At 43.3% G+C, this 13126-nt stretch carries 14 protein-coding genes; 9 read left to right on the top strand and 5 right to left on the bottom strand.

The annotated features are described in order from the left end of the window. Positions 1 to 66: 66 nt before the first annotated feature. Positions 67 to 1071 (bottom strand): UDP-glucose 4-epimerase GalE, encoded by a 1005-nt coding sequence (gene galE / locus JOC54_RS13620; RefSeq protein ID WP_204466756.1) that lies wholly within the window; start codon positions 1069 to 1071, stop codon positions 67 to 69. Between the two features lie 134 nt (positions 1072 to 1205). Here galE and JOC54_RS13615 point away from each other — a divergent pair, with 134 nt between their 5' ends. After that, positions 1206 to 2495 (top strand): FtsW/RodA/SpoVE family cell cycle protein, encoded by a 1290-nt coding sequence (locus tag JOC54_RS13615; protein WP_239586721.1) that lies wholly within the window; start codon positions 1206 to 1208, stop codon positions 2493 to 2495. A gap of 43 nt (positions 2496 to 2538) precedes the next feature. Here the strand turns inward: JOC54_RS13615 and JOC54_RS13610 are convergent, their stop codons facing one another. Together JOC54_RS13610 and JOC54_RS13605 are read right to left on the bottom strand one after the other, a co-directional pair. Continuing rightward, positions 2539 to 3183 carry an SDR family oxidoreductase gene (locus tag JOC54_RS13610; RefSeq protein ID WP_054794440.1) on the bottom strand — a complete coding sequence of 215 codons (645 nt, stop codon included), beginning with the start codon at positions 3181 to 3183 and terminating at the stop codon, positions 2539 to 2541. 102 nt (positions 3184 to 3285) lie between these two features. Then, positions 3286 to 3867, bottom strand: coding sequence for a TetR/AcrR family transcriptional regulator (locus tag JOC54_RS13605; protein WP_204466755.1), 582 nt, complete (start codon positions 3865 to 3867; stop codon positions 3286 to 3288). 123 nt (positions 3868 to 3990) lie between these two features. On the opposite strand from JOC54_RS13605, the gene JOC54_RS13600 reads away from it, so the two are divergent. The 3 genes from JOC54_RS13600 to JOC54_RS13590 all read left to right on the top strand — a co-directional run bounded on the left by JOC54_RS13600 (position 3991) and on the right by JOC54_RS13590 (position 4864). Then, positions 3991 to 4326 (top strand): DMT family transporter, encoded by a 336-nt coding sequence (locus JOC54_RS13600; protein WP_054794438.1) that lies wholly within the window; start codon positions 3991 to 3993, stop codon positions 4324 to 4326. Next, a complete protein-coding gene (locus JOC54_RS13595) occupies positions 4323 to 4637 on the top strand; it encodes a DMT family transporter (RefSeq protein WP_035422179.1) in 315 nt (104 codons plus the stop codon). The genes JOC54_RS13600 and JOC54_RS13595 overlap by 4 nt, the downstream gene beginning before the upstream one ends. A gap of 80 nt (positions 4638 to 4717) precedes the next feature. Continuing rightward, positions 4718 to 4864 carry a lmo0937 family membrane protein gene (locus JOC54_RS13590; RefSeq protein WP_204466754.1) on the top strand — a complete coding sequence of 49 codons (147 nt, stop codon included), beginning with the start codon at positions 4718 to 4720 and terminating at the stop codon, positions 4862 to 4864. A gap of 42 nt (positions 4865 to 4906) precedes the next feature. On the opposite strand, the gene JOC54_RS13585 is transcribed toward JOC54_RS13590, so the two are convergent. Continuing rightward, positions 4907 to 5830 carry an LCP family glycopolymer transferase gene (locus tag JOC54_RS13585; RefSeq protein ID WP_204466753.1) on the bottom strand — a complete coding sequence of 308 codons (924 nt, stop codon included), beginning with the start codon at positions 5828 to 5830 and terminating at the stop codon, positions 4907 to 4909. Positions 5831 to 6108: 278 nt separating this feature from the next. On the opposite strand from JOC54_RS13585, the gene JOC54_RS13580 reads away from it, so the two are divergent. The 5 genes from JOC54_RS13580 (at position 6109) to JOC54_RS13560 (ending at position 10629) form a co-directional block, all read left to right on the top strand. Next, complete coding sequence (locus tag JOC54_RS13580; protein ID WP_204466752.1) at positions 6109 to 6810, top strand: YveK family protein; 702 nt, start codon at positions 6109 to 6111, stop codon at positions 6808 to 6810. A gap of 21 nt (positions 6811 to 6831) precedes the next feature. Further along, positions 6832 to 7527 carry a CpsD/CapB family tyrosine-protein kinase gene (locus JOC54_RS13575; protein ID WP_035418647.1) on the top strand — a complete coding sequence of 232 codons (696 nt, stop codon included), beginning with the start codon at positions 6832 to 6834 and terminating at the stop codon, positions 7525 to 7527. 18 nt (positions 7528 to 7545) lie between these two features. Continuing rightward, complete coding sequence (locus tag JOC54_RS13570) at positions 7546 to 8316, top strand: tyrosine-protein phosphatase (protein WP_204466751.1); 771 nt, start codon at positions 7546 to 7548, stop codon at positions 8314 to 8316. A gap of 108 nt (positions 8317 to 8424) precedes the next feature. Then, a complete protein-coding gene (locus tag JOC54_RS13565; protein ID WP_204466750.1) occupies positions 8425 to 9429 on the top strand; it encodes an ArsR/SmtB family transcription factor in 1005 nt (334 codons plus the stop codon). Further along, entirely contained in the window at positions 9430 to 10629 is a 1200-nt protein-coding gene (locus JOC54_RS13560) for an MFS transporter (protein WP_204466749.1), read from the top strand. It begins immediately after the preceding gene. Positions 10630 to 10663: 34 nt separating this feature from the next. Here JOC54_RS13560 and uvrA read toward each other — a convergent pair whose 3' ends face one another. After that, positions 10664 to 13102: an excinuclease ABC subunit UvrA gene (uvrA, locus tag JOC54_RS13555; protein ID WP_204466748.1), complete on the bottom strand. Its 2439-nt coding sequence runs from the start codon at positions 13100 to 13102 to the stop codon at positions 10664 to 10666. Between the last annotated feature and the right edge of the window lie 24 nt (positions 13103 to 13126).

Genomic DNA, 13126 nt, shown 5'->3' with positions numbered 1-13126 from the left:
CCATTGTCAGCCTGTCGTGTCGTCAATATACGTCTGCAAAATGAAAAAACCACCCGAGGGTGGTTTTTAAGTATGGGAACGGCTTGACTGCCAGCGCCAGGAATCTTCACACATTTCCGCTAGTGTGCGCTCTGCTTTCCACTGTAATTCTTTCTCTGCTTTGGAAGGGTCAGCGTATGAAACGGGAGCATCGCCTGCACGACGTTCAACAATTCGCTTAGGAATGGTAACGCCAGAAGCTTGTTCAAATGCAGAAATAACTTCAAGCACGCTGTAGCCTTGACCAGTACCAAGATTAAACGCTTCAGCACCCGTGTAAGAATCAAGCTTCTCTACAGCTTTCAGATGACCTAAGGCAAGATCAACAACATGAATATAATCGCGGATGCATGTCCCGTCCTCGGTCGGATAATCAGCGCCAAATACAGCAAGCTCTTCCCGCACGCCAGCAGCGACTTGGGTAATATAAGGCATCAAATTATTTGGAATGCCGTTTGGTTGCTCACCAATGCGACCAGACTTATGGGCGCCAATCGGGTTAAAATAGCGCAGCAGTGAAATGCGCCATTCGTCATTGGAGGCTGCTAGGTCACGCAGAATATCTTCAATGAAAATTTTCGTGCGTCCGTACGGATTTAACGCACTCAACGGCGCAGTCTCTTTAAGTGGGACTTGATCAGGCATTCCGTAAACCGTAGCCGACGAGCTGAAGACGAGTTTGTAAACACCGTGGGCTTCCATTGTTTTGCAAAGATTAATCGTGCTTAGTAAATTTGTTTCATAGTAGTAGAGTGGTTTCTCAACGGACTCTCCTACTGCTTTTAAACCAGCAAAATGAATAACAGCGTCAATTTTATGTTTCGAAAAAATCGGGTCTAGCTGAGACGAGTCTAGTAAATCAACATCATAGTGCGTCACCGTTTTATTTGTAATCGCTTCAACCTTTTTAATCGTATCAGGGTGGCTGTTCGCAAAGCTATCAGCAATCACAACATCGTAGCCAGCATTTAGAAGTTCAACGCATGTATGACTGCCGATATAGCCAGCGCCACCAGTTACAAGAATGGACATCAGCTTGCTCCTTTTTCATATCTATTTTTCGTCATTATAACAAAAAAAGGGAACAGGAAGTAGACGAACGATCAAATCAATTGTCGAAAAACGTGGTATGATAGGAACAGGATAAAAAAGGGAGGTGTGCTTTATTGGATCAAGACAAGCACTGGCGTGATCGACTTGACTACACGATGCTTTTTCTCGTATTCCTTCTAATCGTAATAAGCTTGATGGCGATCTATGCTGGTACTACAACGCAATACGTTCGCGAAGGGATGTATGAAGAGTTGCGGCATGTCTATGCGTTGTCTCAAGCACGCTGGGTCATTATCGGCATTTTTGTTATGATTATCGTTATTGCAGTTGATTACGAGTATTTGAAATATTTAACCATACCACTCTATTCATTTGGGATGCTGCTTTTATTAATTGTTGAGTTCTTCGGCTACACAAATAACGGAGCGACTCGCTGGATTGAATGGAATAATCGCGGTATTTATCAACCGTCCGAAATTATGAAAATTATTCTTGTATTAGCATTAGCTCATCTAGTCTTTGTCTTAAATAAACGCTATAGCGAGAAAAGTATGAAGCATGACCTAATTAAACTCGGTTTTATCGCCGCTGTAAGTTTACCGCCATTCTTCTTAGTATTAAAACAGCCGGATCTAGGGAGTGCACTTGTGCTCTTCTCCATTGTCGCAGTAGCGATACTTGTTTCAAATATGTCGTTTAAGATGCTTGGAATACTGGCGGGGTTAGCAGCCGCTGCTATTGCTTTTGTTTTTTATATGTTTTTTAACTATGTTGACTTATTAATCAGTCTCGAAATACTTGAGCCACATCAGCTCGAACGCATTTATGGCTGGCTCTACCCTGAGCAGTATGCAAGCAGCTATGCGATGCAAACGCTTAGTGCGACGAGAGGTATTGGGTCCGGCCAATTGCTTGGAACTGGTTTCCTTAATAGTGTGCAGGCAGCGAACGCCTCTATTCCAGAAATGCATACGGACTTTATCTTTGCCGTTATCGGAGAAGAGTTTGGTTTTATCGGTTCAACCATTGTTATTTGTATCTTTTTCCTACTGATTTATCGCATGGTAATGCTTGCGATGGCCTGTAAAGATCTTTATGGAACTTACATTATCGCTGGAATAGCCGGGATGTTGACGTTCCAAATCTTTCAAAACATCGCGATGACAATTGGGCTGATGCCGGTAACAGGAATTGCGCTCCCATTTATTAGCTATGGTGGCAGTGCGTTTATGACGAATATGATTGCAGTTGGAATTGTCATTAATATCGGTATGCGTCAAAAAAGCTATATGTTCGAAGCGACGCGGCAAGATGCGGAGCTGAGGGCTCCTTATACGCCGCTGCAGTCAGCTCGTAAATTTCGGAACAAAAAGAATGGACAAGATCCAAGTCCAGCGAAATAAGAAAAAGACGTCATCTTTACGAAAAGATGACGTCTTTTTCTTATTATGACTCGCTTAAGGCATCCGCTAGTTGTTTATCACCTTCGAGAATTTCAAAAGCTTGCCTCCGTACTGCTTCGTTGGTGAGCGATTCAATTAACACCGTCGCCACATCTGCTCGAGAAATAGAGCGATCTCCGACGTCTGTAAAAGTCTCTGCTTTCGCGATTAACCCCGTAGCAGGATCGTTTGTAAGCGGGCCTGGGCGAACAATTGTATAATTTAAAGCTGTTGTCATCAACATTTGATCAGACACTGCTTTCGCAACCATATAATGTTTAATTTTATCCGGTTGGGCATCTGGGTCACCGGCGCCGATCGAACTTAGCTGAACAAACTGTTTGACAGCAGCGTGCTCTGCGTATTTGAATGACTTGATAGCGCCCCATAAATCAACGGTTAACGTTTTATCAGCACCTGTTGCACCACCAGAACCAGCGGTGAAAATAACGGCTTCTTGACCTTGAAACGCCTTGCTAAAATCCCCTTCTAAATCAGCTACAATGACTTCATCGGCACCAAGCTGCTTCATTTTATCGACTTGCTCCTGCTTACGAACCATTGCAGTTGTTTTATGATTGCGGTCTTTTAATTGGTCAATAACATGTTGACCAACTTGACCGTTTGCCCCAATAACGAGTACATTCATTTTTTAAAACACTCCTTTTTCGGTAAAAACGTTGTAAAGAAGTGAATTCCCAGTCTAATGAAAACTAAACCTTCCGTGATGACAGGTCAAGGCTAGATCGCGCTAATTTTTTGAAATGCCGTACCAGAACACAGTCCACGCATCATTGAAGCGCCGCTGGAAATCATGGTTCTCGTAAATGAAGCTTTCTGTAAAAAGTCCGTCTAATAAACAGTAGTATGCAGAGGAAAACATGCTGAGGGGAATGTCTTTTAAACTGCCTTCGTTTTGACCGTGCTGGTAAAGTTCGGCCAATACACGGTCAATTTCAGCATCTCCTTTTTGAACAATCGCACGTGCCTCTTTTTTTAATTCGACGGGTGGAAAGAGCATAAAGCGCTTGTACATCACTCCTTCTTGTTTTTGAATGATGAATTCACAGCTTTCTTTTAGAACAAGCTTGAGGCGAGTGGCAAGCTCTTCATTTTTGTAACGGACTGAGCTTGTTTCAATTTGCTCAACAAGTGCGTTCATAATGAAATGTGCAACGGTTAAGTATAATTCATCCTTGTTTTTATAATGATTATAGAGAGACGGCTTTTGAATACCCACCTCGCTTGCGATTTGTGCAAGCGTTGTGCCTTCGTATCCGTGGGTAGCGAAAGCACGGAGGGCGACTGCTGTAATTCGATCTTTTGTATTCATCTTTTCAGTCCTTTCAAGTTAAATGAGGATTGCCTTACTAAAAAAAAGGTGCTATACTTTCAATACTAACTACCGGTAGTTAGTTGTTCATTTATTTTACTTTATTAAAGGTGCGTGAAGCAAATGTGGTTTTTGGTTATTGTTGCCGGAATCTTTGAAGTTGGTTGGGCAACTGGCTTGAAGTATGCAAGCACTCCACTGCAATGGAGCTTGACCGCTATCGGAATTGTCATTAGTTTTACACTGCTTGTCCGAGCGGCGACGGTATTGCCAACGAGTACAGTATACGCAATATTTGTAGCTTTAGGTACAGTTGGAACGGTATTTGTCGATATATTTGTGTTTGGAGCAGCGTTTAATGTATGGATGTTACTATTTATTTTACTGTTGCTAGTGGGCGTCCTCGGGTTAAAGTTAGTGACTGGAGATAAGCGCGCGGAAGGGGGCACGGACGTATGAGCTGGGTCCTATTAATTCTTGCTGGAATCTTTGAAGTTGTTGGTGTGAGCGGAATTCAAATGATTACCAAAGGAGAAAAGAAAAAAGGATTTTTAGTCTTAATCATTGGTTTTATCATAAGCTTTTCGTTTCTTGCGATTGCGATGGAAGCAATTCCCCTCGGAGTAGCTTATGCTGTCTGGACGGGTATTGGTACAGTTGGAAGCGCGGTCGTTGGAATGGTCTACTACAATGAATCAAAAGACCGTATGCGCATCTTCTTTATCGGTCTCGTTGTTGTGGCAGTTATCGGACTGCGGATCGTGTCATAAAACCGTAATGTTTGTAGTCTGAGTAAACGGGAATATCCTCTTATAAGCACATGACGACAGAAAAGCGGAGGGTATCTACCATGCTTTGGACTATATTTCTAGTTATTCTCGTACTATGGTTACTCGGATTTATTTCTGGATTCGGAGAAGGTTTAATTCACTTGCTGCTAGTAGTAGCACTTGTCGTATTAATCTTCCAAATGATCACAGGAAGAAGACGAGCCTGACGATACAAAGAAGCCGAGGCAATCTGCCTCGGCTTCTTTGCGTTAATTTAATTCTAAATGTCCACGCATTTCATCGCGAATGCGCGCTTTTTCTTCATCTGAAACAATGGCATACCAAAGGCCATTAATGGTTTGCCCGGTGTAGTTTACTTCAATCTGCTCAACCGTTCCTAGCGCAGAACGATAATCGGATTGGTAGGACCACATATCTCCAAGCGCCAAGTCCGTGCGCACAGTTGAACCTAACACATCAAGGATTTCGCCGGCGCGTGTAACCGAATTAAGTGAAACGGCCTCATCCATCAACGCTTCAATAATATCACGTTGGCGATTTGCGCGACCTGCATCGCCGCGAGGATCATCATAGCGCATGCGCGAATAGAGCAAGGCTTGTTCTCCATTTAAATGAATGTTTCCTTCTTGAAACTGGTTGCCATCCATTGAAAAAGCGAAGTCATTGTATACCGTCACCCCGTCAAAAGCATTGATTAAGCGAGTGAAACCTTCCATATTAATACCGGCATAATGGTCAATTGGAATGTTAAAGGCATTTTCGACGCTATTAATTAACATCTCTGCTCCGCCGTAGGCATGGGCGTGGTTAATTTTTTCCGTTGTGCCTCGTCCGACAATCTCCGTACGTGTGTCACGCGGAATCGATAACATCTTGGTTGTGCCATCATTTGGGTTAAGCGTCATAACAATAATGGTGTCTGAGCGCCCGACAACGTCCTCTTCACGCCCGGGTGTATGGTCAACACCTGCTAGTAAGATCGAAATAGGTTCGCCTGCTTCAAGCGTTTGTTCGCGAATAGGAGATGATCCTTGTCTATCCGTAAGCGGTTCATACATTCGATCAGCCGTAGAGCGAATATCATTATAAAAATAAAGTCCAACAGCAAGTACGGCTACGAGAAGAATACCGAAAATAAGTAGGGTAATTTTTAAAGCCTTTTTCTTTTTCATTGCAAAACGCCTTTCGCTTAAGTAGAATTTTCTTCCTATTCTATTAGAATATAAAAACTTTAGCACAACGACAAGGAATTTCTTTTGTAATTTTTAGTAAGAAATCAATTCCATTTGTAATAGGAAGTGGTAAGGCTGCGAACGAGAACCCGTACGCTGAATGACGAACAATGTCGAACGTATATTAAAAATTGACTAGATTTTAAGGTTTCTTTGTTGAAAATTGTGATATAATTCACTGTGAGTTATGGCAAATGCTTTAGGAGGTTATCAATCGAATGGAAGAAACGATTAGTTTGAAGGAAATCTTTCAAACTTTAAAACAACGTTGGAGGATGCTTGTCCTGATCCCCCTACTTGCAATGTTAGCTGGTGCTCTTGTTAGTTCTTTTGTACTTACACCAATGTATGAGCGTTCAACCGAAATTCTTGTTAATCAAACAGAAAGTGATGGACAATTGACTCAGAATAATGTGCGAACGAATATAGAGGTTATTGGAACGTACACCAATATTATTGAGAGTTCTCGAATTTTAGCCCCTGTTGCGGAAAATAGCGAGATTGGTTACTCGGTCTCTGAGCTAAAAAACATGATGTCAGTTACAGCCCCTAATAATTCACAGGTCATGTCAGTAACGATTGAAGCAGACGATCCATATATCGCTACGTTAATCGTTAACGAAATAGCCGAAGTATTCGTTGAGGATCTTCCTACAATTTATACAGGTGCTGAAAATGTAAACATCTTAACCGCGGCTGAGGTTGGAGAAAACCCAAGTCCGAGTAGTCCTAATACGATATTAAACATAGCGATCGCCTTTGTTGTTGGCTTAATGGGCGCAGTTGGCCTCGCATTCTTATTCGAATACTTAGATACAACAATTAAAACCGAAAAAGATATTGAAAACATTCTAAATTTACCTGTTCTTGGAGCAGTTTCCACAATGGATGGTATGGAATCTGCAAAAAAAACGTCTTAGTATAAGGAAAGCAGGTGACGTATGGCACGTTCAACACGTACGAAAAAGAAACCCGTTCAAAAGAAACGTCAACTCATTGCTGATGTGAGTAAGCATTCCCCGATTACCGAACAATACCGGACGATACGGACTAATATTGATTACTCCGCTATTGATTCAACGTTAAAATCAATTTTGATTACGTCTGCAGGACCTGGAGAAGGAAAATCAACAACGGCATCGAACTTAGCTGTGGTGATGGGGCAAAATGGTCAGCGCGTGCTGCTCGTTGATGCTGATATGCGAAAACCAACAGCTCATTATACGTTTAGCTTAATGAATACACATGGGTTAACAAATGTATTAACGCGTCAACAAAAGCTTGTTGATGTTGTGCAAGAAACAGAGATCGAGAATGTGCACCTCTTAACATGTGGACCGATTCCGCCTAACCCGGCAGAGTTATTAAACTCGAAAATGATGGAGCTTGTCATTAAAGAAGCAATGGACGAGTTTGATATGGTTATTTTAGATACACCTCCTGTGATGGCTGTTGCTGATGCACAAATTCTTTCAAACAAAGTTGATGGGACGATAATTGTCACTTCAAGTGGGAAGACAGATCGCGATCAGCTAGAGAAAACAAAAGAAAACCTTGAAAAAGCAAATGCCAATTTATTAGGGGTTGTTCTGAATAACAAACCTATTGATCAGAATACGTACTATTATTATCAATAAAATGAAGGAGTGCATGTTGTGATTGATCTTCATAGTCATATTCTGCCCGGCGTAGATGACGGTGCGAAAACAATCGAATCAAGTATAGCGATGGCGGAAAAGGCTGTTGAGGAAGGCATTACAACGATCATTGCGACGCCACATCATCAGCACCCTAACTTTCAGACCGACGGTACGTTTGTTGTAGACGCAGTAGCAGAACTAAATCAGGAGCTAAAGAAGCAGCATATTCCTCTTCATGTACTACCTGGACAGGAAATTCGAATAAATGGTGATATTGTGCAGGAGTTAGGCAACGGTTCTTCTCTTAGTCTAGCATCTAGCAAGTATGTACTAATAGAATTTCCAACGAATGATATCCCAGCGTATTCGAAACGATTGCTTTATGAACTAAGTGTAGCCGGGTATATTCCGATCATTGCTCATCCTGAACGAAATAAAGTGTTCCTGGAATCTCCAGATAAACTCTATGAATTGATCAAAAATGGGGCGCTCGGACAAGTAACGTCTTCAAGCTTAACGGGTTATTTTGGGAAAGACATCCAGACCTTTAGCGAACAGCTAATTGAAGCGAATTTGGTACATGTACTTGCATCAGATGCCCATAATCTTGACCGGCGTACGTTTCGGATGCAGGAAGCTTTTCAAGCTGTGGAAAATCAGTTTGGTCAAGAAACGGTTTTTCGTCTCAAGGAGAATGCGCAGCTCGTGGCAGAGAACAAACATGTTTATCTTGAGCCACCGGAACGTGTCGTAAAGAAACGCAAAAAGCTATTTGGTTTGTTTTAAAGAGAGAAGCTCTGGTCGAGTTTCTTTTTTTTGAAATTAAATTCGAATATAGTTGAATTTATTATTCGATTACATTAGAATAAATTCATAGAAAGGTGGAGAAGCGTGATGAGTGAAGAGATAGAGCGGGTCGAACTAAAAATCGTCGTTTCACCTATATGGGAATCAATTGTCGCATTAGCAGGCTATACATATGAACCGATTCGACATACTTTTGATCAAGATGATGAATGGAAGAGTGACACAATGCCCAGCGAGTTAGAAGCAGCAGTAGCAGAAATCGGCCGGACGAATTTCTGGCATGCTCTTCTGATGCTGCAAGATCAAATCGAAGCTAGTACCGTTCAAGATTTTTCGAACAGACTAACAGAGTTAACAGAAGCCGAACTTTACGACAGTGTTCTCCCCTACAAAGGAAGAAGCTTGGAGGGAGAGCGAATACAGGCGACACGGTCAATCGAAGGTCGCCAAAAGTACTCTAGCTATTTTCAAGGACATCCTTTTCTTGAAAGTTACTTTAACGCATTAGAAGAATATTCAGTTGAGCAATTTAAATCTTTTCTTATCCATACACTAACGAGCTGGACAGCTTGGGTCGAAACAAAGTCAGAATGGACTAATGGGCTAGCTATTCTTCAAAAAGAACAGCAATCAATTGAGCTTGATCCAGCCAATCCAGTCAAGGATATTGAACGAATAACAGGGGTTGCTTATGTTCCTGAACCCGGTGTCTGGACAGTTAAGTTGATTCCTCACATTGCTTACCGGCCATGGCTGTTGGAAAAACGCTCGATTGAGACAAAGTTATTCTTTTATCCAGTCAGCGATGAGTATTTCCAAGAACAAGGTGTTCCATCAAGCGAGTTAGTACGAGGCCATAAGGCACTTGGGGATTCACTCCGGCTACAGCTATTGTATCAGCTTAAGCAAGGGCCGATGTCGCTTGCCGACTTGAGCAAGCTGTTTCAAGTGTCAAAAACAACGCTGCATCACCAGCTATCGACGCTAAAAGCAGCAAAGTTTGTCGCTGTAAATAAAGGGGTGTACGTGCTGAATCAAGCAAGGCTTGAAGGCTTTTCAACAAAATTACAGCGCTTTCTGGAGGAAAAATAAGTGGGGCGCTATTCGCGCTCCTTTAAAGCGCTTTGGTCGGGAGAGGTGATTTCGGAGTTTGCCGGAGCTTCTGGTGCCATTGTGAATGGGCTGCTTTTATTTGAATTGACCGGGTCGAGGGAGTGGATGGGGGCGATGTGGCTCCTTTACTTCGTTCCATCGCTGCTGCTCCAAGGTGCGAGCGCTCCTTTTCTTAACTATGTTGCCAAAGAAGTCATTCTCCGACGTGTTCAGCTTATTCGTGCTTGTGCTTACATACTGCCGTTAGCCGGGCTGTTATGGGATGCTAACTTAGCGATTATAGTAGGGTTAATCTCGCTCCAGCTAACGCTTGGTCTACTTGCCCCTATATACGCAAGCTTGTCTTTTGCGATTTTGCCGGTGATTTGTGCAGATGAAGAGCTAGTTGATGCAAACGGTCTACTTGATGGGACGCTCCGCTTAATGGGGTTTCTTGCTCCGAGCATAACGGCTGGTTTTGTCGCTTTTCTTCCCTTGCCTACCATGTATATCGTATCAGCGAGTTTGTTTTTAATCAGTTTCTTTGTCTTATCCGCTGTTAAACTACCTGCTACAAGTAAAAAAATAGCCGTTTGGACAAAGCGATTTTGGTTTAATGAGTTAAAAATAGGCTTTAGAGTATTTTTAAATATCCCAATATTGGTACGATTGTCGTTTCTTTCTGCAACGGTTCAGTTTGCTGTAGGAGCAACAATGGTCGTAAGCATTCCATTTATTCGAACGGAGCTTGGTGGGGCGCAGTGGGAGTATGCGCTATTTTCGGCGGCGTTTCCACTTGGGTACGTACTCGGAACCGTTTTACTTCGGGTTGTCGTTAAAAGAGAATGGCTCATGTACATCGGTTTAATAGGTGGGGGTTTTTCTTTTGTGCTTTTGTTTTTCGTCCAATCAACAGAAGTCGCCTGGCTATGCGAGCTGTTTGGGGGGATTGCCTTTCCGTTCTTTAATGCTCAAAGTGCGGCTATCTTCCAGCGCTTAGCGCCTAAAGAACGACTTGCACAATTAAGTGCGGTTCGGCTTTTATTTTTACGGGCATCGATGCCCCTCGGAATCGTATTTGCAACTTTATCAGCACCGTTCTTAAGCATACGCGCTGTCTATGTATGTGTGGGGTTGCTTATTATTGTGCCGGGACTAGTCTACCTTCATCGTGTGCTAAAAAAACCTGTTACTACGTAAAAAAGAAGCTGGCGCTCACCAGCTTCTTTTAGTCTTATTCGTTTCGTAAAAAGGGAGCGGTAGCAGAGGTTGGATGACGCGCTACTTCTTCCGGTGGTCCACTTGCGACAAGCTGTCCGCCTGCACTTCCACCGTCTGGACCCATGTCAATCACCCAATCGGATGAGGCAATTAAATCGATGTGGTGTTCGACCATAATGACCGTATTTCCGGCGTCAACCAGCTTATTTAATAGAAGCGATAATTTTGCAATGTCGGTTGGATGAAGTCCGGAAGAGGGCTCATCAAGTAAGTAAAGCGTATGGCCAGTTGTTTTCTTGCTGAGCTCTTTCGCCAGCTTGATTCGCTGTGCTTCGCCACCAGAGAGCGTCGTTAGAGCTTGTCCCCATTGTAAATAACCGAGCCCCACTTCACCTAGTAAAGCCAGAAGCTCGTGCAATTTCTTGTGAGACTTAAAGAGATCCAGGCTCTCTTCAATGGCAAGTGCTAAGAGGTCAGAGATGGAATGACCATCCAATTTTACCGCAAGCACCTCTTCTTTAAAGCGTTTGCCACGGCAAACAGGGCAAGTGACCTGCAGGTGAGACAAGAAATGCATGTCGAGATCAACTACACCTAGTCCTTCACAGCGGTCACAGCGGCCCCCGGCTGTATTAAATGAAAAGTGTTTAGCCGTTAAGCCAGCTGCTTTGGCTACTGGTTGTTGTGCGTAGAGTTTGCGAACATGTGTAAATAAATCCATGTACGTTGCAATGTTGGAACGCTGCATGCGGGAAAGAGGGGTTTGACCAACTTGAATAATCGTATCAACCTGTTCCATTCCGTTAATGGTTTGACAACCAGAGTAAGGAGCTTGTTTGGCTACTGCTAGGACATCAAAAATTAAGCTCGATTTCCCCGAACCAGAAACGCCTGACACGGAAATTAGGCTTCCGAGGGGAAAGGAGACGTTAACATTTTTTAAATTATGCTTCATTGCGCCTTCAATTGTGAGCATGTACCCATTGCCAGCTCGTTGCTTTGAAACAAGCCTCTGTGCCTGTGAAAATACGCGGCCAGTAATCGAGGCGGGCTGTGCTTTTAACTGGGATAAAGTGCCTTGTCCAACAATTTCTCCGCCAAACCTCCCTGCACCTGGGCCAACATCAATAATTTGGTCAGCGCGTTCAATCACTTGGCGGTTGTGTTCAATCACCAACACCGTATTGCCGAGATCGCGGAGCTGCTTCATGATGTCAATTAATCCTTCTGTATCTTTTGCATGAAGTCCTGCGGTTGGCTCATCAAGAAGGTAGAGCACGCCAGTTAAGCCAGAGCCTAGAATCGATGCCAGTCTGAGACGCTGTGCCTCGCCACCAGATAACGTAATGGTTGTCCGGTCAAGAGTGAGGTAACCAAGTCCAACACGAAGGATGCGCTTCACTTTTGTATGCAGATCATAAAGAACGGAAGTTAATAAAGAGTCGTTCGCTTCACGGTAGACCGTTTGAACGTTCTCAATCCAGTAGATCAGTTCTTGTAAAGATCGATTTGCGAGCTGCGGCAACGTTTGATGATGAACATGAACAATACGTGTTTCATGCCTTAAGCGTTCGCCGTGACAATCTGGACAAACCGTAGGAATAAAGAAGTGGGCTTCACTAGATTCCCCACTTTTTTCTTGATAACGACGCCACATCCCGGTTAAGATTCCTTCAAATTTTCCTTTTGTAGCCGTTTTTGGTGGCAATTGAGCTGGGAAGTGCTCGCCAATCTGCTTACTTTCAACACCGTATAAAAGCAAGTCCCACTCGACCTGGCTGTAGTCAGCAAGCGGAATAGAAAGATCATCGGAAAGGCCGTAGTGTTTTTTTGCAGCTTGATAAACAGAGCCATAATAGTCTTGAATGCCTTTATTCCAAAAAACAACAGCGCCATCAAGGAGCGATTTTTCGTAATCAAAGAGAGCGTTTTGATTAATTTCAAGCGTGGTACCTAGTCCACTGCATGTTGAGCAAGCTCCGCTCGGTGTGTTAAATGAGAAATCAGCTTTAGTAAAGGGGTCATGCTCTTTCTGACAGGCAGGGCAGGTAACAGGTTTTGTATCGTCAAGAGGGGCCATCATTTCCGTTTGGCAGGATGTGCATAGTCGTGTGCCTCTTTTTTGAAAAATGGTTCGTAAATAGGTGTATAAATCGGTTACAGTTCCAACGGTTGAGCGGGGATTGCGATTCGCTTGTTGTTGATTCACACCGATTGAGGGAGACAGCCCTTCGATTAAATCAACGTCCGGACGGGCAATTGCATCAGCAGAGCCGACGCTTGATTCTAAATATTGGCGTTGGCACTCACGTTGCAGCAAATCAAGCGCCAACGTTGATTTTCCAGATCCCGATGGTCCGGTCACAACAACAAGCTGATGCTTAGGGATGTCTAAAGAAATGTTTTTTAAATTATTCTCTCGTGCACCTCGAATGCGGATGGTGGTTTGCATAAAGACCTCCTTATGTTTTAATCC

The sequence above is a fragment of the Shouchella xiaoxiensis genome, assembly GCF_016907895.1.
Classification (GTDB): Bacteria; Bacillota; Bacilli; order Bacillales; family Bacillaceae_D; genus Shouchella; species Shouchella xiaoxiensis.
The sequence above is the reverse complement of the archived record's forward strand: the minus strand, read 5'-3'. Positions and strand labels throughout refer to the sequence as shown.